This window comes from Kosakonia sp. MUSA4, from assembly GCF_013085925.1.
GTDB classification, from domain to species: domain Bacteria; phylum Pseudomonadota; class Gammaproteobacteria; order Enterobacterales; family Enterobacteriaceae; genus Kosakonia; species Kosakonia sacchari_B.
In genome coordinates this window covers 755,285-773,797 of record NZ_CP025697.1, presented here as the reverse complement: position 1 = coordinate 773,797, position 18,513 = coordinate 755,285, and the positions used below count along the sequence as shown (strand labels likewise).

17 protein-coding genes, 2 tRNA genes and 1 rRNA gene are annotated in these 18,513 nt (G+C 51.2%); 13 read left to right on the top strand and 7 right to left on the bottom strand.

Annotated features, from left to right (window positions below; translation table 11 throughout):
* The first annotated feature begins 121 nt into the window (after positions 1 to 121).
* The 5 genes from adiA to adiC all read left to right on the top strand — a co-directional run bounded on the left by adiA (position 122) and on the right by adiC (position 6,131).
* Positions 122 to 2,389: an arginine decarboxylase gene (adiA, locus tag C0557_RS03635; protein ID WP_208657508.1), complete on the top strand. Its 2,268-nt coding sequence runs from the start codon at positions 122 to 124 to the stop codon at positions 2,387 to 2,389.
* 36 nt (positions 2,390 to 2,425) lie between these two features.
* Positions 2,426 to 2,956: a response regulator transcription factor gene (locus C0557_RS03630; protein WP_074776881.1), complete on the top strand. Its 531-nt coding sequence runs from the start codon at positions 2,426 to 2,428 to the stop codon at positions 2,954 to 2,956.
* 346 nt (positions 2,957 to 3,302) lie between these two features.
* Entirely contained in the window at positions 3,303 to 3,617 is a 315-nt protein-coding gene (hdeA, locus tag C0557_RS03625) for an acid-activated periplasmic chaperone HdeA (RefSeq protein WP_208657507.1), read from the top strand.
* A gap of 296 nt (positions 3,618 to 3,913) precedes the next feature.
* A complete protein-coding gene (locus C0557_RS03620; RefSeq protein ID WP_208657506.1) occupies positions 3,914 to 4,663 on the top strand; it encodes an AraC family transcriptional regulator in 750 nt (249 codons plus the stop codon).
* Between the two features lie 130 nt (positions 4,664 to 4,793).
* The gene (gene adiC, locus C0557_RS03615; RefSeq protein ID WP_208657505.1) at positions 4,794 to 6,131 is read left to right on the top strand and encodes an arginine/agmatine antiporter; all 1,338 of its coding nucleotides are present in this window, start codon (positions 4,794 to 4,796) and stop codon (positions 6,129 to 6,131) included.
* A 140-nt stretch (positions 6,132 to 6,271) separates the two neighbouring features.
* On the opposite strand, the gene C0557_RS03610 is transcribed toward adiC, so the two are convergent.
* Both C0557_RS03610 and dnaQ read right to left on the bottom strand, forming a co-directional pair.
* Positions 6,272 to 6,348 (bottom strand) — tRNA-Asp (locus C0557_RS03610).
* 133 nt (positions 6,349 to 6,481) lie between these two features.
* Complete coding sequence (gene dnaQ / locus C0557_RS03605; RefSeq protein WP_208657504.1) at positions 6,482 to 7,213, bottom strand: DNA polymerase III subunit epsilon; 732 nt, start codon at positions 7,211 to 7,213, stop codon at positions 6,482 to 6,484.
* A gap of 52 nt (positions 7,214 to 7,265) precedes the next feature.
* On the opposite strand from dnaQ, the gene rnhA reads away from it, so the two are divergent.
* A complete protein-coding gene (gene rnhA / locus C0557_RS03600) occupies positions 7,266 to 7,733 on the top strand; it encodes a ribonuclease HI (RefSeq protein ID WP_035889499.1) in 468 nt (155 codons plus the stop codon).
* On the opposite strand, the gene C0557_RS03595 is transcribed toward rnhA, so the two are convergent.
* Positions 7,730 to 8,437, bottom strand: a complete 708-nt coding sequence (locus C0557_RS03595; RefSeq protein ID WP_074776876.1) for a class I SAM-dependent methyltransferase — start codon at positions 8,435 to 8,437, stop codon at positions 7,730 to 7,732. The two genes, rnhA and C0557_RS03595, sit on opposite strands and share 4 nt — an antisense overlap.
* A gap of 33 nt (positions 8,438 to 8,470) precedes the next feature.
* Between C0557_RS03595 and gloB the strand changes: the two genes are divergently transcribed.
* Together gloB and mltD are read left to right on the top strand one after the other, a co-directional pair.
* Positions 8,471 to 9,226: a hydroxyacylglutathione hydrolase gene (gloB, locus tag C0557_RS03590; protein ID WP_208657503.1), complete on the top strand. Its 756-nt coding sequence runs from the start codon at positions 8,471 to 8,473 to the stop codon at positions 9,224 to 9,226.
* Between the two features lie 74 nt (positions 9,227 to 9,300).
* Positions 9,301 to 10,671 (top strand): murein transglycosylase D, encoded by a 1,371-nt coding sequence (mltD, locus tag C0557_RS03585; RefSeq protein ID WP_208657502.1) that lies wholly within the window; start codon positions 9,301 to 9,303, stop codon positions 10,669 to 10,671.
* Positions 10,672 to 10,730: 59 nt separating this feature from the next.
* On the opposite strand, the gene C0557_RS03580 is transcribed toward mltD, so the two are convergent.
* Positions 10,731 to 11,531 carry an endonuclease/exonuclease/phosphatase family protein gene (locus C0557_RS03580; RefSeq protein WP_074777055.1) on the bottom strand — a complete coding sequence of 267 codons (801 nt, stop codon included), beginning with the start codon at positions 11,529 to 11,531 and terminating at the stop codon, positions 10,731 to 10,733.
* Between the two features lie 227 nt (positions 11,532 to 11,758).
* Between C0557_RS03580 and yafC the strand changes: the two genes are divergently transcribed.
* Positions 11,759 to 12,658, top strand: coding sequence for a DNA-binding transcriptional regulator YafC (yafC, locus tag C0557_RS03575; protein ID WP_074776873.1), 900 nt, complete (start codon positions 11,759 to 11,761; stop codon positions 12,656 to 12,658).
* 33 nt (positions 12,659 to 12,691) lie between these two features.
* Here the strand turns inward: yafC and dkgB are convergent, their stop codons facing one another.
* Complete coding sequence (gene dkgB / locus C0557_RS03570) at positions 12,692 to 13,495, bottom strand: 2,5-didehydrogluconate reductase DkgB (RefSeq protein WP_208657501.1); 804 nt, start codon at positions 13,493 to 13,495, stop codon at positions 12,692 to 12,694.
* 200 nt (positions 13,496 to 13,695) lie between these two features.
* Between dkgB and C0557_RS03565 the strand changes: the two genes are divergently transcribed.
* The 4 genes from C0557_RS03565 to fabF are packed head-to-tail and all read left to right on the top strand — an operon-like array spanning position 13,696 to position 18,133.
* Entirely contained in the window at positions 13,696 to 14,250 is a 555-nt protein-coding gene (locus tag C0557_RS03565) for a helix-turn-helix domain-containing protein (RefSeq protein ID WP_208657500.1), read from the top strand.
* Entirely contained in the window at positions 14,237 to 15,280 is a 1,044-nt protein-coding gene (locus C0557_RS03560; RefSeq protein ID WP_208657499.1) for an HlyD family secretion protein, read from the top strand. Before C0557_RS03565 ends, C0557_RS03560 begins: the two co-directional genes overlap by 14 nt.
* Positions 15,277 to 16,839: a DHA2 family efflux MFS transporter permease subunit gene (locus C0557_RS03555; RefSeq protein ID WP_208657498.1), complete on the top strand. Its 1,563-nt coding sequence runs from the start codon at positions 15,277 to 15,279 to the stop codon at positions 16,837 to 16,839. The genes C0557_RS03560 and C0557_RS03555 overlap by 4 nt, the downstream gene beginning before the upstream one ends.
* A gap of 19 nt (positions 16,840 to 16,858) precedes the next feature.
* Positions 16,859 to 18,133, top strand: a complete 1,275-nt coding sequence (fabF, locus tag C0557_RS03550; RefSeq protein ID WP_208657497.1) for a beta-ketoacyl-ACP synthase II — start codon at positions 16,859 to 16,861, stop codon at positions 18,131 to 18,133.
* 82 nt (positions 18,134 to 18,215) lie between these two features.
* Here the strand turns inward: fabF and C0557_RS03545 are convergent.
* Both C0557_RS03545 and rrf read right to left on the bottom strand, forming a co-directional pair.
* A tRNA-Asp gene (locus C0557_RS03545) sits at positions 18,216 to 18,292 on the bottom strand.
* A gap of 56 nt (positions 18,293 to 18,348) precedes the next feature.
* Positions 18,349 to 18,464, bottom strand: a 5S ribosomal RNA gene (gene rrf / locus C0557_RS03540).
* Between the last annotated feature and the right edge of the window lie 49 nt (positions 18,465 to 18,513).

The window sequence follows — 18,513 nt, the reverse complement described above, 5'->3', positions numbered from 1 at the left end:
CCAAATATCAGAATCAGCCATAAAAATAATCCCCCTGTCGATAACCCCGCAGCGGCCATTTACTCCCCTCCACGTGCAGCGTATTTAATATCGCATCCCACCACTACACAGGGTTAACGATGTGAAAATACTCATTGTTGAAAGTGAATTTCTGCACAAGGATACCTGGGTCGGAGCGGCGGTAGCCCGTTTGGCCATTGCGTTACGCCGCCAGAATATTGACGTAATACAATCCACTTCACTCGATGATGGTTACGCTATCATCTCCGCCAATGAAGCCATTGATTGCCTGATGTTCAGCTATCAGATGAACGAAAATGATGAGCATCAGCGCGTTCGCCAGTTGCTGAATAAGCTGCACGAACGTCAGCAAAACGTACCGGTATTCCTGCTCGGAGAGCGTGAAAAAGCCACCGCGCTGATGGATCTGCAACTGGTGGAACTTATCGATGAGTTTGCCTGGATTCTGGAAGATTCCGCCGATTTCATTGCCGGACGCGCGGTTGCAGCAATGACCCGCTACCGCAAACTTTTGTTGCCGCCGCTGTTCTCTGCGCTGGTGAAATACAGCGGCATTCATGAATACTCCTGGGCCGCGCCGGGCCATCAGGGCGGCGTTGGTTTTACTAAAACGCCAGCAGGACGGCTGTACCACGACTATTACGGCGAAAACCTGTTCCGTACCGATATGGGAATCGAGCGGGCATCACTGGGCTCTCTGCTCGACCATACCGGTGCGTTCGGCGAGAGCGAAAAGAACGCCGCGCGGGTGTTTGGCGCCGACCGCTCATGGTCTGTCGTCGTCGGGACTTCCGGCTCCAACCGTACCATTATGCAGGCCTGTATGACCGATGATGATGTGGTGGTAATTGACCGTAACTGTCATAAATCGATTGAGCAGGGCCTGATCCTCACCGGGGCGAAGCCGGTCTATATGGTGCCAAGCCGTAACCGCTACGGCATCATTGGCCCTATCTATCCGCACGAGATGCAGCCGGAAACGTTGCAGGAAAAAATCCGCACCAGCCCGCTTATCAAAGCGCACACCGCGCATAAACCGTCTTATAGCGTCGTCACGAACTGTACCTATGATGGCGTGTGCTATAACGCCAAAAATGCCCAGATCCTGCTGGAACAAACCTGCGATCGTATTCACTTCGACGAAGCCTGGTACGGCTATGCGCGCTTCAACCCGGTGTACAACGATCACTACGCCATGCGCGGCGCGCCCGGGGATCATACTGGCCCAACGCTCTTCGCCACCCACTCCACACACAAATTACTGAATGCGCTCTCTCAGGCCTCATACATTCATGTGCGCGAAGGGCGCGGCGCGGTGAATTTTTCGCGGTTTAATCAGGCCTATATGATGCATGCCACCACGTCGCCGCTGTACGCCATCTGTGCGTCAAACGATATTGCGGTCTCGATGATGGACGGCAACAGCGGTCTGTCTCTCACTCAGGAAGTCATCGACGAGGCTGTTGATTTTCGTCAGGCGATGGCGCGCCTCTACCGCGAGTTTACCAACAACGATGACTGGTTCTTCAAACCGTGGAACAAAGAGAAACTGGTCGATCCACAAACCGGTAAGGAGATAGCCTTTGAGGACGCGCCAGCAGAACTGCTGGGCCACGATCAGAGCTGCTGGGTTATGCGTCCGGGAGAAACCTGGCACGGCTTTAAAGATTTGCCGGATAACTGGAGCATGCTGGATCCGATAAAAGTCAGCATTCTGGCGCCCGGAATGGGTGACGATGGTAACCTGCTGGCGGACGGCGTACCCGCAGCGCTGGTCACCGCATGGCTTGGTCGTCACGGTATCGTGCCGACCCGCACCACCGATTTCCAGATAATGTTTCTCTTCTCTATGGGGATTACCCGCGGAAAATGGGGCACGTTAATTAATACGTTGTGCTCCTTTAAACACCATTACGATAGCAATGCGCCGCTATCGCAGGTGATGCCTGAGCTGGTCAATCACTATCCGGCGATCTACGCCGAAATGGGCGTGCGCGATTTAGGCAACAAAATGTTCGGCTGGTTGAAAATCAACAACCCGGGTCGAAGCCTGAATGCTGCCTACGCCTCTCTGCCGTATGCGATGATGACGCCGCGTGAAGCATATCAAGCCATTGTCTGCGATAACGTCGAGAGGGTCGCGATTGAAGGTCTGGCAAACCGCATTGCGGCCAACTCCGTTATCCCGTATCCACCCGGAATTCCGATGCTGCTATCCGGGGAAAGCTTTGGTGGCAATACCAGCCCGCAGATTGCCTATTTACGCGCGCTACAATCCTGGGATCATGAGTTTCCTGGCTTTGAACATGAAACCGAAGGCACCGATATTATCAATGGTATGTATCACGTAATGTGCATCAAAGCGTGAGGCAAAAAGGATGACAGTCTCAACAGGAGCCCGTTTATGATCTTCATAATGACGAAAGACATATTCCTTTTTCGGGGTGTGGAGCACCTTTTAAAACAGGAAAAAATAATAAAGATCGCTAAAATTTCGGACATTAATAATCATCTGACTGATGCGTCGAGCAAAGTGATTATTGATGTGTACCATAATAATGTGCTCGACGATAAAACAGTTAACATTTTAAAATCGCTGAACGTGGGCAACATATTTTTACTGGCACCGTTTCGCATTAGTAAAATAAAAACACGCGCCGCGCTTTTTTTCGTGAGCAGAAAAATGCAGTTAGAAAACTGGCTCTCGCTTTTAACCGAAAACAGAATCCTCTCTAACAGACCACAAATAGGATTTTCACACAATCAGTTTAAAATTGTTAGTCACTTTTTAAACCAGGAAGATCCTGACAAAATCGCTTCCACCCTGAATATTTCTGAGCAGACCTTACGCAGCCAAAAATTTAATATCATGCTAAAATTAAAACTCCGAAGAATGAGCGATATTGCGACACTGAAAATATCGCCCTATTTTTAAACAATTCCTCGCTTTCCAGACCTGCCTGGTTCAGGCAGGTTTTTTATTGAGTGTGTAATTTGCTAAACCGATGAGCAAGTCCAAAGCAACTCACCCCGCTAATGATAAGTTCAATCCCTACGACCAAATAAAAACATTTTAAATGTACAACACTCCACTTTCAAAGCGACAAACCATTTTTAGTAATAACTTCTGATGTTTTATTCTTAGGATTGTTATACCAATTTGATTTTCTTTGCTTTATTATTTTATGCCATATTATGGTGCCCTTATTAGTCACTGCACCCGTTCTTCGGCGGTGATATAGTTATGAGGTCTTATTAAATGAATAGCTAAGGATAGTAATATGAAGAAAACATCATGCATCATTCTCGGTAGCCTGTTATTAATTCCAGCATTAAGCCAGGCGGCTGAAAATAAAAAGCCAGTTAACAGCTGGACATGCGAGGATTTTCTTGCACTGGAGACATCATTTCAGCCAACGGCTGTAGGTTTCGCGGAAGCATTAAATAATAAAGACAAACCTGAAGATGCCGTTATGGATGTTCAGGGAATTACAACTGTAACACCCGCTGTTGTTCAGGCCTGTACTGAAAATAAAAAGGCCAACTTTAAAAGCGAGGTGAAAAAAGAGTGGGAGAAAATTAAAAAGCATCTATAGTTTATAACTCTTCCGTTAAAACCTTTTGCACTCAACGGGAGTGCATACAGGAGCGGATGTCGTCAATTGCAAAAACTCCGCTCCTGTGGTTGTATTTTAAAGGAAACGTATTATTCCACCATCTTTGTCCGGCACCTGAAATGACATACCCACTACATTTCCAGTGGTGGAACTTTTTATTTACAGAAAAATCTTATCCATCTCACCGCCAATAATTATCTGGCAGAGTCTTTTATGCCTGCTACGCTTTCATTTCTGCTGAGTAATTTGCTTATTCGTATTCATGGAGTGAGAGAATGAGACTTTGTAGTCGTACGCCATGCGTGGTGGTTTTAACAGAAAGGGATGTTGAGGCTAAAATCAATGATAACCCACCGCTGGCATTACCAGCAAACCATCTGACACTCCTTTCCTGTGATAATAACATTATTGATTTATCATCCTTCAACAAAGAACTGGTCGCGCATATCAGCAAACCTGTACTGAATGATTACCTGCAATTTTTGAATAAGGATTTAACGCAGGTTAGCCCGTGGCCCAGACTTGCTGTGCCCGTAATCTCCTGCTATTGCCGAACGCCGGAAGTGTTTCGTCAGGCTGCGCTGCATAGCATACTGCAAACCACTGAAAGCTGTGAAATTGAGAGAACCCGTGCTTTACTGTTCACCGAGCTTTCCCTGTTTCTTGATCATCCCCGGTTTATTGCGTTGTTAATGCATATGCTAAGACGCAGCGCAAAAGATAGCGTTTACCAAATTATCCAAAATGATATTCATAAAGAGTGGAGTTTAAGCCAGGTGGCCAGCGCGCTTTGCCTTAGCCCAAGCCTGTTGAAAAAGAAACTCAAAAATGAAAACACCAGTTATAGCCAGATAATTACCGACTGCCGAATGCGCTACGCGGTTCAGCAGCTATTAATGGCGGATAAAAATATATATCAGATTTCTCAACTGTGTGGTTATCGTAGTACCTCATATTTCATTTCAGTATTTAAGGCATTTTATGGCACGACACCATTGCATTATATTTCCCAATATCGCCAGTAATATTTTCCGGCAGATATTGTTGTAACATTAGCTCTAATAATATCGGCAACAGATATACCCCGCTGGGCAATCTAAAATTACACGTTCTGCGCGGTATTATTTCCCCTGAATCACCTTCAGGAGAATGATTATGACGACCGACGTTGATGCGCACAAAGTAGGCCTGATCCCCGTCACTCTGATGGTTTCCGGGAATATTATGGGATCGGGCGTTTTTCTGTTACCCGCCAATCTGGCCGCTACTGGCGGGATTGCCATCTACGGATGGCTCGTTACCATTACCGGCGCGTTAGCGCTGTCGGTGGTCTACGCCAAAATGTCGTTCCTCGATCCCAGCCCCGGCGGTTCTTATGCCTACGCTCGCCGCTGTTTTGGCCCCTTTTTAGGCTATCAAACCAACGTTCTCTACTGGCTTGCCTGCTGGGTGGGGAACATCGCGATGGTGGTGATTGGGGTCGGTTATTTGAGTTACTTCTTTCCGATCCTCAAAGATCCTATGGTATTGACCGTGACCTGCGTCGTCATACTGTGGATTTTTGTTCTTTTGAATATCGTCGGGCCAAAAATGATCACCCGCGTACAGGCTGTAGCCACCGTACTGGCACTGATCCCGATAGTCGGTATCGCCGTTTTTGGCTGGTTCTGGTTTCGTGGGGAAACCTATATGGCCGCCTGGAACGTTAGCGGGCTCAATACCTTCGGCGCCATCCAGAGTACGCTGAATGTCACGCTGTGGTCCTTTATTGGCGTCGAAAGCGCATCGGTTGCCGCTGGCGTGGTGAAAAATCCAAAACGTAATGTGCCTATCGCCACTATCGGCGGGGTACTGATTGCCGCCGTCTGTTACGTGTTGTCGACGACCGCCATCATGGGAATGCTCCCCAATGAGACCCTGCGCAACTCAGCGTCCCCTTTCGGCGATGCGGCGCGCATGGCGCTGGGGAACACCGCAGGGGCAATTGTCTCGTTCTGCGCGGCGGCGGGTTGTCTTGGCTCGCTCGGTGGCTGGACGCTGCTGGCGGGTCAGACCGCTAAAGCGGCGGCTGACGACGGTCTGTTTCCTCCTCTTTTCGCTCGCGTGAACAAAGCCGGTACGCCAGTTGTCGGGCTGGTTATCGTCGGCGTATTGATGACTATCTTCCAGTTCAGCAGCATCTCTCCAAACGCGGCAAAAGAGTTTGCTCTGGTGTCATCCGTTTCCGTAATCTTTACCCTTGTGCCTTATCTTTATACTTGTGCAGCGTTGCTGTTGCTTGGTCATGGCCACTTCGGTAAAGCGCGGCCTGTATATCTGCTGCTGACCTTTATTGCCTTTATCTACTGCATCTGGGCCGTTGTCGGCTCCGGCGCGAAAGAGGTGATGTGGTCGTTCGTCACGCTGATGATCATCACCGCTTTGTATGCCCTGAACTACAACCGTATTCATAAAAATCCCTACCCACTGGATGCTCCGGTGGATAAGGCATGAATTAAGAGAGTTATTCCGGCGAAACCAGCAACGTTAGCGGTTGTATAAGAACGGGAGCACCCGCCTTACGGCAAAGTGATAAAGCGGAGAACTGAAATGACAAAGGCCTGAATCATTGCTGATTCAGGCCTTCTGAATAGTGGCGGAACGGACGGGACTCGAACCCGCGACCCCCTGCGTGACAGGCAGGTATTCTAACCGACTGAACTACCGCTCCACTGCGTTCCCGTTAGGGGAACGAGGCGCATATTACGTATTGCGTCTGGTGCCGTCAACGCTTTTTCTTCTGTTTCTAATCATTTGCTGCAAAAATCATCTATGCAGCAAATATTCATGCATAAGTACCTGATTTAGCCGCGCCAGAGGCAACTTCCGCCTTTTTTCTGCACCAAATCCAGGCGTGATTCATGGGCTGCGAGCTCGTCATCACTGGCTAAAACAACGCGCAGCTTACTGGCAGCGCGGACAACGCGTTGGATCCCCATTTCTCCCATCTGAGACTGCCCTTCGCCCTCCATCGAAAATTTCATCGATGTCTGGCCGCCGGTCATCATCAGATACACATCAGCGAGGATCTGGGCATCGAGTAACGCCCCGTGCAGCGTACGTTTGCTGTTGTCGATTTCGTAACGAGAACAGAGCGCATCGAGGCTGTTGCGCTTGCCCGGAAACATTTTACGCGCCAGCGCCAGACTATCGGTGACTTTACAGAACGTGTCTGTCTTTGGGATCCCGCGATTCAGCTTGCCGAACTCATAGTCCATAAAGCCGATATCAAACGATGCGTTATGGATCACCAACTCTGCACCGCGAATATAATCAATAAATTCATCGGCGATATCGGCGAACGTGGGTTTATCCAGCAGGAATTCATCGGCAATACCGTGAACGCCAAACGCTTCGGGATCGACCAGCCGATCGGGCTTCAGGTAGATATGATAGTTATTGCCGGTGAGTCGTCGGTTGACGACTTCTACCGCGCCGATTTCAATAATTTTGTGCCCTTCATAGTGGGCGCCGATCTGGTTCATACCGGTGGTTTCGGTATCGAGGACGATCTGTCGTGTAATTGCAGTGCTCATAGCGGCCATTTATGTCAGACTTGTCGTTTTCAACTCAGGAAGTCTACCAGAGATGCTTAAACAGGTAGAAATTTTCACCGACGGATCTTGTCTCGGTAACCCAGGTCCTGGCGGTTACGGCGCCATCTTACGCTATCGCCAGCATGAAAGAACCTTCAGCGCAGGTTATCGTCTGACGACCAACAACCGCATGGAATTGATGGCCGCTATCGTGGCGCTGGAAGCATTAAAAGAGCATTGCGAAATTGTGCTCAGCACCGACAGCCAGTATGTGCGCCAGGGGATTACCCAGTGGATCCACAACTGGAAAAAGCGCGGCTGGAAAACCGCAGAGAAAAAACCGGTGAAGAATGTCGATCTCTGGCAGCGGCTGGATGCAGCGCTCAGCCAGCATCAAATTAAATGGGAATGGGTCAAAGGCCATGCCGGCCACCCGGAAAACGAGCGCTGCGATGAGCTGGCGCGAGCGGCAGCGATGAACCCGACACAGGAAGATGTTGGTTATCAGCCAGAGGCTTAAGACTGGCGCGTTGCGCCAACAGCCTGGCGCACTGGGGTTTTATTACGGCTCTGCTTCATCGGGTTGAACGTCAACGGAATGGTGCGTTTGCGGGCGACGATCAACTGCATGCACCCCAACGCGGGTAAATGCGAGCTAAGCAGTTTACCGCCCTGCTTCGTCCATGGCAGCACGCGAAAACGGCTATAATGTAACACTTCGAAATTGAGCAGTGATAACCAGTCGAACTGGCGCATCAGAGTAAACATGCGGCTTTTGACGGCTGGCGAGCGGCGGGCAAACGGTACGGCCTTCGCCAGGCCGAGCAGGCTAATCGGATTAAAGCCGCTCATCACCAGCCAGCCGTCGTCAATCAGCACACGATCCACTTCCTGCAATAAACGGTGCGGATCGGTACACCAGGAAAGCGTGTGCGCCAGCAGGCAGGCATCAACGGATTTTTCCGCAAAGGGCAGATGCAGCGGATCGGCACGAACCTGCATTGGCTCGCCAGCCAGGGAAACATTCACCTGATGGGAAACAGCACAACTTTCGGCATTGATTTCTGCGCTGAGATTGCCGATCTTAAGCAAATGAAAACCATACATTTTTGCAAACCAGGGCTTGAGTTCTCCTTCCAGCGCCTCACGGTAATATGCGCCTTTGGGTAAATCATTCCAGCTTACGGGTGCTACGAATGTCTGAGGAGTCCTTGCCGGTTTCATCACCACCTTCCGCTCCGCTTTGAGAGGTATTTTATGAATCTTAACAGTATTCCCGCCTTCCAGGATAACTACATCTGGGTACTGAACAATGATAACGGACGCTGCCTGATTGTCGATCCGGGCGAAGCCGCGCCGGTGCTGCAAACCCTTGAAGAGAAACAATGGCAGCCGGAAGCCATCTTCTTAACACATCATCATAATGACCACGTTGGCGGCGTGAAAGAGCTGCGCCAGCGGTATCCCGACGTTGTGGTGTACGGGCCCGCAGAGACGCAAGATAAAGGTGCTACGCATATTGTTGCTGATGGCCAGGTCATTTCTGTTTTGGGGCACGAATTCTCTATATTCGCCACGCCCGGTCACACTTTAGGACATATCTGTTTCTTTAGCTTTCCTTATCTATTTTGCGGCGACACGCTCTTTTCCGGCGGATGCGGCAGGCTTTTCGAAGGTACGGCAACCCAGATGTATCAATCGTTTTGTAAGATAAACGACCTTCCGGATGAGACGGTCATTTGTTGCGCACATGAATACACTTTAGGAAATATGAAGTTTGCAATCAGTATCCTGCCGGAGGATCCTGTACTTAACGAATACTATCGAGAAGTGAAGGAGTTACGTGCAAAAAATCAAAAAACACTACCCGTAATTCTGAAAAACGAGCGTCGAATTAATTTATTTTTACGAACAAAAGATATTGATTTAATTGATGTAATTAACAAAGAAACAAATTTGCAACACCCTGAAGAGCGTTTCGCATGGTTACGGGCAAAGAAAGATAACTTCTGATATTTCCTGGTTGCCTTTTCTGAGCTGCGCCGTTATTATCGCTCGTCTTTTAAGCAACTACTATTGACACACACATGAAGGCAAAAGCGATATTATTCGCCTCTGTCCTGCTCGTGGGGTGCCAGGCGTCTAAGCACGACGGCACGGTCCAACAGCACGCACAGAGCCTTTCTGCAGCTGGTCAAGGGGAAGCAGGGAAGTTTACTAGTCAGGCGCGGTGGATGGACGATGGAACATTTGCCGCCCAGAATAACAGTGACTTGTGGACCTCCATTAGCGACGAGCTAAAGATGGGAATTCCGGAAAATGCCCGGATTCGCGAACAGAAACTGAAGTATTTAAGCAATAAGAGCTATCTCCACGATGTAACTTTACGGGCAGAGCCGTATATGTACTGGATAGCAGGGCAAGTTAAAAAACGTAACATGCCCATGGAACTGGTACTACTACCCATAGTGGAGAGCGCTTTTAACCCACACGCGACGTCTGGCGCCAATGCCGCAGGCATTTGGCAGATCATTCCGAGCACTGGGCGAAATTATGGTTTAAAACAGACACGCAGCTACGATGCGCGTCGTGACATTGTGGCGTCTACAACAGCCGCACTCGACATGATGCAGCGTCTGAATCGTATGTTTGACGGCGACTGGTTACTGACCGTAGCCGCCTATAACAGCGGTGAAGGGCGTGTACTGAAGGCAATAAAAGCGAACAAAGCACGGGGTAAACCCACTGATTTTTGGTCGCTCTCACTGCCGCAGGAAACCAAAATTTACGTGCCGAAAATGCTGGCATTGAGCGATATTCTCAAGAACAGCAAGCGTTATGGCGTTAATTTGCCAACGCCGGACGAAAGTCGTGCCCTGGCGCGAGTCAGATTGAGCAGCCCGGTTGAAGTTGCTCAGTTGGCGGAAATGGCTGGCATCTCTGTGAACAAGCTGAAAACCTTTAACGCTGGCGTTAAAGGTTCCACGCTCGGTTCCGTTGGGCCACAGTACGTGATGGTACCGAAGAAACACGCCGATCAACTGCGTGAATCTCTGGCCTCCGGCGAAATCGCCGCTGTACAGCCAACCCTGGTGGCGGATAACACCCCGCTGACCAGTCGCAGCTACAAAGTTCGTTCAGGCGACACGCTTTCAGCGATTGCCTCACGCCTCGGCGTGACCACGAAGGATCTCCAGCAGTGGAATAACCTTCGCGGCGCAAACCTGAAAATCGGTCAGAACCTGACGGTTGGCGCAGGCAGCAGTGCGCAGCGTCTTGCCCGCAACAGCGACAGCATTACGTATCGCGTGCGCAAAGGTGATTCGCTATCGAGTATCGCAAAACGTCACGGCGTTAACATCCAGGATGTAATGCGCTGGAACAACGATACGGATAATTTGCAGCCTGGCGATCAACTGACGCTCTTTGTGAAAAACAGCGCCACGCCGGATTCCTGATTTAAGCCCATTAAAAAAGCACCGTTCCCCACGGTGCTTTTTTTTGCCTTTTCGCCGTGTTACTTCCCGGCTTTGCCAGGGCTAAACTCCACCAGCAGTGGGTTATGATCCGACGCGCGGGTCACCAGAACTGAAGCTTCCTCCACGTTTAACCCGCGGTAAAAGATAAAATCGAGCGGTCGACCAAAGGCACGCCGGCGATTGTCGTCGGTAAAGCGCACCTGCCGCAGAGACATATCCCGGGTGAAGCGGTACAGAGCATTCATGCGCGGACGGCTCCAGGCATTAAAATCGCCAGCCATGATCACCGGCCCGTGATGACGCAATATCTGATCGCCAATTGGTAGTAATTGCTTGCTGTAAACGTCCACGCCAAGGCTGAAATTAACCGCATGCACATTTACGACCATCAGATTGCGTAAATCAGGTAACGGGTAAACCGTGACTAACGCCGATTTTGCCAGACGTAAGATCGGCTCACGTTCGCGTAGCGGGCAGCAATAAACCGGATGCGCCGAGGAAAGGGTCATTACTCCCGAAGGGTGCTGCGGTAAAACAAAGGCGGGAACCTGATCAGCCGCAAGATAGTTAGTGGTCGCAAACCGGACCAGTTCCGGCGTGGTTTGCGCTTCCTGCAGTAAAACCAGATGCGCATCTTTACCAAAATTTTGCAGTACCGACAGCCACTCCGCGCGCTGCTGCTTGAAAATATTCCACACCAGAACGCGAATTTTTTCGTCGCTACTTAGCGGAACGCCTGCGGGCAGCGCCTTGCCAATACTCGCGAAAGACCCCGGCGGTAAGATTCGCTCCGCGGGTTGTCCGGCAACATATCGCATGGCATAGGTATTTTTTGGCACTTTCGGCTTCAAACCTCTTTGATGTCCGCCCCAACATCGGGTGGTCATTCAGTTATAGGGATTTTAACACCGAGTTTCAACGTTCAATCACCAGAAAAACGCCCTGTTCTGGTGAGTAAGTACTCAGTGACATCAGTAATGAACACCGTTGTAGCCCCCTCTCTGGCAACATGGTTAAATAACTTATGGATGAAAAATATCGTTGAAATGTTGCTACAGAGGCAATAATGAAAACCACCTCAGAAGAACTCGCCATTTTTGTTGCCGTTGTTGAAAGCGGCAGCTTCAGCCGGGCAGCGGAACGCCTGGGACAAGCCAACTCGGCCATCAGCCGCGCGGTAAAGAAGCTGGAAAATAAGCTTGGGGTTAATTTGCTTAATCGCACCACGCGGCAGCTCAGCCTGACTGAAGAAGGCGAGCGCTACTTTCGGCGCGTACAAAACGTCCTGCAGGAAATGGCGGCAGCAGAAACCGAGATCATGGAAACCAACTCCACGCCCAGCGGAATGTTACGCATCGACGCAGCAACACCTGTGGTGCTGCATTTTTTGATGCCGTTGATAAAACCGTTTCGCGAGCGCTATCCGGAAATCAAACTGTCACTGGTCTCCAGTGAAACTTTTATCAACCTGATCGAACGTAAAGTGGATGTTGCGATCCGTGTAGGCAAACTGACCGATTCCAGCCTGCGCGCCCGTCCGCTGTTTAAAAGCTATCGCAAAATTATCGCTTCGCCGGAATATATTGCTCGCCACGGAAAACCGGAAACGGTGGAAGAATTAAGCAATCACGTCTGCCTTGGTTTTACCGAGCCGGTTTCGCTTAACGTCTGGCCCATTGCCGCTGCCGATGGTCAACTGTATGAAGTAACACCTGATATTGCGTCGAACAGCGGTGAAACGCTGAAACATTTATGCCTGAGCGGAAATGGCATTGCCAGCCTGTCGGACTATATGATCGACAAAGAACTGGCGAGTGGAGAGCTGGTTGATTTGCTGGCGGATAAGCGTCTGCCGGTGGAAATGCCTTTCAGCGCCGTCTACTACAGCGACCGGGCAGTGAGCACCCGCATCCGCGCTTTTATCGATTTTGTCAGCGAGCATTTACCGCAGACAGGAGAGAAATAATAACGGGAGCGCAGGCTCCCGCTGTTCCATCGCTTAATCCCAGTTCGGCGCAAGCCCTTCCGGGCTGACCAGGCGATCATTGCAATCCAGCTCGGCAATTGCCGCTTTGTCTGCTGCATCCAGTTTAAGTGTCTGCGACTGTAGGTTGCTGGCAAGGTTTTCACGCTTAGTGGAAGACGGGATCACTGCATAACCTTCCCCCATCGCCCAGGCCAGGATCACCTGTGCTGGCGTAGCGTTATGTTTCTGCGCGATACGGCCAATCACTTCATCTTTCAGCGCCTTACCATAAGCCAGCGTCATGTAAGAGGTGATATGAATACCGTGCTGTTTCGCCCAGTCAACCACTTTGCGGTTTTGCAGATACGGCGAGAGTTCAATCTGGTTGGTCGCAATATTCTCTGCTCCCACCGCCGCGATCGCTTCTTCCATCAATGGGATGGTGAAGTTAGATATACCAATCTGACGGGTCAGACCCTGCGCTTTTGCCTTCATCAGCTCTTGCATAGAGACTGCAACCGGTACTTCTGCGCCTGGAGAAGGCCAGTGGATCAGCGTCAGATCAACATAATCAGTACCCAGTTTTTTCAGGCTCTCTTTCAGGCTTGGGATCAGCTTTGCTTCACCCAGATTTTCCGTCCAGATCTTGGTGGTGATAAACAGTTCTTCACGTGCCACACCGCTTTCAGCAAGTGCTTTACCAATCGCTTCTTCATTACCGTAAATCTGTGCGGTATCAATCACGCGATAACCCAGTTCCAGGGCATTTTTTACCGAAGCGATCACCGCTTCATCCGTTAAACGGAAGGTACCCAGACCAAATGCAGGGATAGACATAAAAATTCCTCTTTCGTCGCTTACTAAGTCAGTGCGCAGATTATTACCAGGCGCCGGGTAAGGAAAAAGAGCATAAAAAGCAGAGGATTTTTGCCTGAGAAGCAATAGTTCGGCGGGAACGCGCGCGCTGAGTAACTTGCATTTTGATAGTCACTATGTCACCGTGAGCGCAATGACACAGCAAATTTCCAGGCCAGATAATGAAAAATGAACCGCTTTGCACTGCTCCCTGCCCCATCGCCCGCAGTCTGGGACGCATTGGTGATAGCTGGAGCATGATAATCCTGCGCGACGCGTTTGCCGGTTTCACGCGCTTTGATGAGTTCCAGAAAAGCACCAACGTTGCTCCGAATATTCTCTCTCGCCGCCTGAAAGAACTGGTGGATGACGGATTATTGGAAAAGGTGAGCTATAGCAACACGCCACCACGTTACGAATACCATTTGACGCAGCTCGGACGTGACTTCCGCCCGGTGATCCTTGCGCTGGCTGAATGGGGAAATCGCTACTTCTCCCCGGAAGGGGCACAAATTCAGCTGGTTGAACGTGAAACACAGCGCCCGGTCCAGGCAATCCTGGTAGATAAAGCGACCGGTGAGCCCATCACGCCGGAGAAATACACCCTGGTTCCAGGCCCTGCGGCATCGCCGATGATCCACTACCGCCACGACTATCTGCTACGAAAACGGGCTGGCGATAACACGCAGAAATTCGTACCGCAACACCATGCGAGCCGCGATCATGACGCTGAATAAAAAGAAAAAAATGCTGGTGCTGATAGCACTGACGGTAGGGTTGTTGGCGGGTGCAAGCTACGGCGTTTACTGGTGGCAAAGCGGGCGTTTTATTCAGTCGACTGATGATGCCTATGTCGGCGGGGATATCAGTGCCATTTCCAGCAAAGTTTCCGGCTATATCCAGCAGATCGCGGTTCAGGACAATATGTTAGTGAAGAGAGGCGATCTATTGATCCGTCTTGACGATCGCGACTACCAGGCCGCCGTTGAACAGGCCATTGGTGAAGTTGCCGCCCAGCAGGCCGCGCTGGCCGACATTGATGCCACCCGACAATTGCAAATGGCCACCATTGAAGGTTCGGCCGCTTCTCTGACGGCAGCCAGAGCCGTTACGGAAAAGTCCGCAAACGACAATCGCCGCTATAACGCGCTGGTGATGTCCAGTGCCGTTTCCGCCCAGGTGCGGGAAAATGCCTCTGCGGATTATCGTCGCGCCCGTGCGGAAGAGAGCAAAGCGCAGGCGGATACGACGGTCGCTGAACGCCAGTTATTAGTGCTGAACGCCAAAGAAAAACAGACGCAAGCCGCGCTGGTACAAGCGCAGGCCAGCCTTGCGATAGCGCGATTAAATCTCAGTTATACCGAAATTCGGGCACCGTTTGATGGCGTGATCGGTAACCGTCGTGCGTGGTCCGGCTCCTTCGTCAACAGCGGAACGCAATTGCTTTCGCTGGTTCCCGCTGACGGTTTATGGATTGATGCCAATTTTAAAGAGAGCCAGTTGGCGCATATGCGTCCAGGGCAAAGCGCCACTATCATGGCCGATGTTTTGCCGGGTCATATTTTCCATGGTCATGTTGCCAGCGTTTCACCGGCAACTGGCTCGCGGTTTAGCATTCTCCCGGCAGAAAATGCGACCGGAAATTTCACCAAAATCGTTCAGCGTGTTCCTGTACGTATCGCGCTGGAAGGTGATGCGGCGAAACTTGATGTATTGCGTCCGGGGCTTTCTGTCGTCGTCACTGTTGATGAAAAGAGCTCGCAATGAGCAGCACTGGCACAGTACCGCTGTCACAAGGCATTTCAATGCCGGTCGGCCAGAAAGTGTTTGCCTTCGCCAGCATGTGCGTGGGCATGTTCATCGCGCTTATTGATATTCAGATTGTTTCAGCTTCACTGCGGGACATTGGCGGTGGGCTCTCTGCTGGCGACGATGAAACGGTGTGGGTCCAGACCAGTTACCTGATCGCAGAAATCATCATTATTCCTCTCTCGGGCTGGCTGGCACGGGTTATGTCAACACGCTGGCTGTTTGCCGCTTCTGCGGCCGGTTTCACCGTGATGAGCCTGCTGTGCGGCTGGGCATGGAATATTCAAAGCATGATTGCTTTCCGCACCCTGCAAGGCCTGGCGGGTGGTTCAATGATCCCACTGGTTTTTACGACAGCGTTTGCTTTTTTCCAGGGTAAACAACGTGTCATCGCCGCGGCAACGATTGGCGGACTGGCATCGCTGGCACCGACTCTTGGCCCAACGGTCGGTGGCTGGATAACTGAAAATTTTAACTGGCACTGGCTTTTTTTTATCAACATTCTGCCCGGAATTTACATCACCGTTGCGGTTCCGCTATTGGTAAAAATCGATACGCCTGACCCCTCGCTTCTGCGCGGAGCTGATTACCTGAGCATTATCCTGCTCGCCGTTTCACTGGGGTGCCTGGAATACACCCTTGAGGAAGGGCCACGCTGGGGTTGGTTTGATGATACAACGCTGGCGACCACTGGCTGGATAGCGTTGCTGTGTGGCATTGCTTTTATTGTGCGTACCCTTCGTCATGCGCAACCGGTGATGGATCTTCGGGCATTGCAGGACAGAACCTTTACGCTGGGCTGCTATTTCTCGTTTATGGCAGGGGTCGGCATCTTTGCTACGATCTATTTAACTCCGCTGTTTCTTGGGATGGTTCGCGGTTACAGCGCGCTGGAAATCGGTCTGGCGGTTTTTTCTACCGGTTTGTTCCAGGTGCTCTCGATACCGTTTTATGCCTGGCTGGCCAACCGTGTCGATTTACGCTGGCTGTTAATGGCGGGGTTGCTGGGATTTGCGGTTTCGATGTACAGCTTTATTCCTCTCACCCATGAATGGGGAGCGCAGGAGCTGCTGTTGCCGCAGGCATTTCGCGGGCTGGCGCAACAGTTTGCCGTCGCACCAACGGTCACACTTACGCTGGGTAGTCTGCCGCCCACGCGCCTGAAACTGGCATCCGGGCTGTTTAATTTGATGCGCAATCTTGGTGGCGCCATCGGTATCGCCCTGTGCGGCACAGTGATTAATGACCGAACCAATTTTCACTATAGCCGCCTTGCCGATCATCTCAATAACGCCAGCCTTCCAGTGACGGATTTCATTCAAAACAGTACTAACCGGTTGATGAGCCAGGGCGTTTCGCCGGAAATAGCCAACAGTGCCGCACTGAAAAACCTTTCGGCATTAGCGATGCGGGAGGCGCGGACCCAGGCTTTCTCGGATGCATTCTGGTTAATTATGCTGGGTTTTTTGATTGCTGCGTTGCTTGTTCCATTCATGAAAAAGCCGCAGACGCCATGATAGTTCAGGAGAAAGAGTTATGAGCGTTCCAACAAAACGCATCGTCGTGACAGGAATGGGGATCGTCAGCCCGCTCGGCTGCGGCGTGTCGCATGTCTGGCAAGCATTATTGCAGGGAAAATCTGGGATCTCCCGACTCGATGAGGAGATTGTGGAAGATATTGCCTGTAAAGTTGCGGGACAGGTTCCTTCCATTGAAGATGATCCGCTACATGGATTCGATCCCTCAGTAGCGATCCCATCAAAGGAACGGAAAAAAATGGATCGTTTTATCGAGTTTGCAATGGTGGCAGCGCAGGAAGCGCTCTCTCAGGCGGGTTGGTTTCCAGAAGATCAAGCTGAAAGAGACCGCACCGCAACAGTGATTGCTACCGGTATTGGCGGTTTCAATGAGATAGCTAATGCCGTACGCACTACTGATACTCGCGGGCCGCGCCGTCTTTCCCCCTTTACTATCCCTTCTTTTCTCGCCAACCTGGCTGCCGGTCACGTGTCTATTGCCCACGGTTTTCGTGGTCCGATTGGCGCGCCTGTTACTGCCTGCGCAGCAGGAGCGCAGGCAATTGGCGATGCAGCACGAATGATTCGCGCCGGTGAAGCGGATATTGCACTGTGCGGCGGAAGCGAAGCCGCGATCCATCGTGTCAGTCTTGGCGGTTTTGCTGCGGCAAAAGCATTATCCAGCAGTTTTAATGATCACCCCGAGACGGCATCACGGCCTTTTGATCGCGATCGTGACGGTTTTGTGATGGGAGAAGGTGCAGGTATCGTCGTTATTGAATCGCTGGAGCACGCTCTGGCGCGAGGTGCTACACCGCTGGCGGAATTGGTCGGATATGGTACCAGTGCCGATGCGCATCATCTCACTGCCGGGCCAGAAGATGGTAACGGCGCGCGTCGGGCGATGGAAGCAGCTATTAAGCAGGCAGGTATTAGCCCGGCAGATATTCAGCATATTAATGCCCATGCCACGTCAACGCAGGTTGGAGATAAAGGGGAACTGGCGGCGATCAAAAGCGTATTTGGTACGCACCAAATAGCCATTACCTCAACGAAATCGGCGACTGGCCACCTGCTCGGAGCTGCGGGAGGAATTGAAGCGATCTTCACCATTCAGGCATTACGCGATCAGGTTGTACCGCCAACGCTGAATCTGCACCATCCGGATGCTGAGGCTGAGGGGCTTAATTTGGTTGCGCTTACGGCACAGACGCAGCATATGCGCTATGCGTTATCAAACGGGTTTGGCTTTGGTGGTGTGAACGCCAGCTTGCTGCTGAAGCGCTGGGAGTAGAATACAGGGCATACGTGCCCTTTTTTGCACAATCAACAGACGAAAAAAAACCGTATCTCGTAAGAGATACGGTTTAAATAAGTGGCGGAACGGACGGGACTCGAACCCGCGACCCCCTGCGTGACAGGCAGGTATTCTAACCGACTGAACTACCGCTCCACCGAATTTCTTTACAACCACCGGTTTGTTGCCCCGGTTTGACTTGCTAATTTGATGCCTGGCAGTTCCCTACTCTCGCATGGGGAGACCCCACACTACCATCGGCGCTACGGCGTTTCACTTCTGAGTTCGGCATGGGGTCAGGTGGGACCACCGCGCTAGTGCCGCCAGGCAAATTCTGTTTACCGCCATGCCCCAAGGGCACACCGGTCTAATCTGTA

Bases quoted from the DNA above. Each gene is read 5' to 3' on its own strand.
- C0557_RS03630 (WP_074776881.1), top strand. From the start codon at position 2,426: ATGATCTTCATAATGACGAAAGACATATTCCTTTTTCGGGGTGTGGAG.
- hdeA (WP_208657507.1), top strand. From the start codon at position 3,303: ATGAAGAAAACATCATGCATCATTCTCGGTAGCCTGTTATTAATTCCA.
- C0557_RS03620 (WP_208657506.1), top strand. From the start codon at position 3,914: ATGAGACTTTGTAGTCGTACGCCATGCGTGGTGGTTTTAACAGAAAGG.
- adiC (WP_208657505.1), top strand. From the start codon at position 4,794: ATGACGACCGACGTTGATGCGCACAAAGTAGGCCTGATCCCCGTCACT.
- dnaQ (WP_208657504.1), bottom strand. From the start codon at position 7,213: ATGAGCACTGCAATTACACGACAGATCGTCCTCGATACCGAAACCACC.
- rnhA (WP_035889499.1), top strand. From the start codon at position 7,266: ATGCTTAAACAGGTAGAAATTTTCACCGACGGATCTTGTCTCGGTAAC.
- C0557_RS03595 (WP_074776876.1), bottom strand. From the start codon at position 8,437: ATGAAACCGGCAAGGACTCCTCAGACATTCGTAGCACCCGTAAGCTGG.
- gloB (WP_208657503.1), top strand. From the start codon at position 8,471: ATGAATCTTAACAGTATTCCCGCCTTCCAGGATAACTACATCTGGGTA.
- mltD (WP_208657502.1), top strand. From the start codon at position 9,301: ATGAAGGCAAAAGCGATATTATTCGCCTCTGTCCTGCTCGTGGGGTGC.
- yafC (WP_074776873.1), top strand. From the start codon at position 11,759: ATGAAAACCACCTCAGAAGAACTCGCCATTTTTGTTGCCGTTGTTGAA.
- dkgB (WP_208657501.1), bottom strand. From the start codon at position 13,495: ATGTCTATCCCTGCATTTGGTCTGGGTACCTTCCGTTTAACGGATGAA.
- C0557_RS03565 (WP_208657500.1), top strand. From the start codon at position 13,696: ATGAAAAATGAACCGCTTTGCACTGCTCCCTGCCCCATCGCCCGCAGT.
- C0557_RS03560 (WP_208657499.1), top strand. From the start codon at position 14,237: ATGACGCTGAATAAAAAGAAAAAAATGCTGGTGCTGATAGCACTGACG.
- C0557_RS03555 (WP_208657498.1), top strand. From the start codon at position 15,277: ATGAGCAGCACTGGCACAGTACCGCTGTCACAAGGCATTTCAATGCCG.
- fabF (WP_208657497.1), top strand. From the start codon at position 16,859: ATGAGCGTTCCAACAAAACGCATCGTCGTGACAGGAATGGGGATCGTC.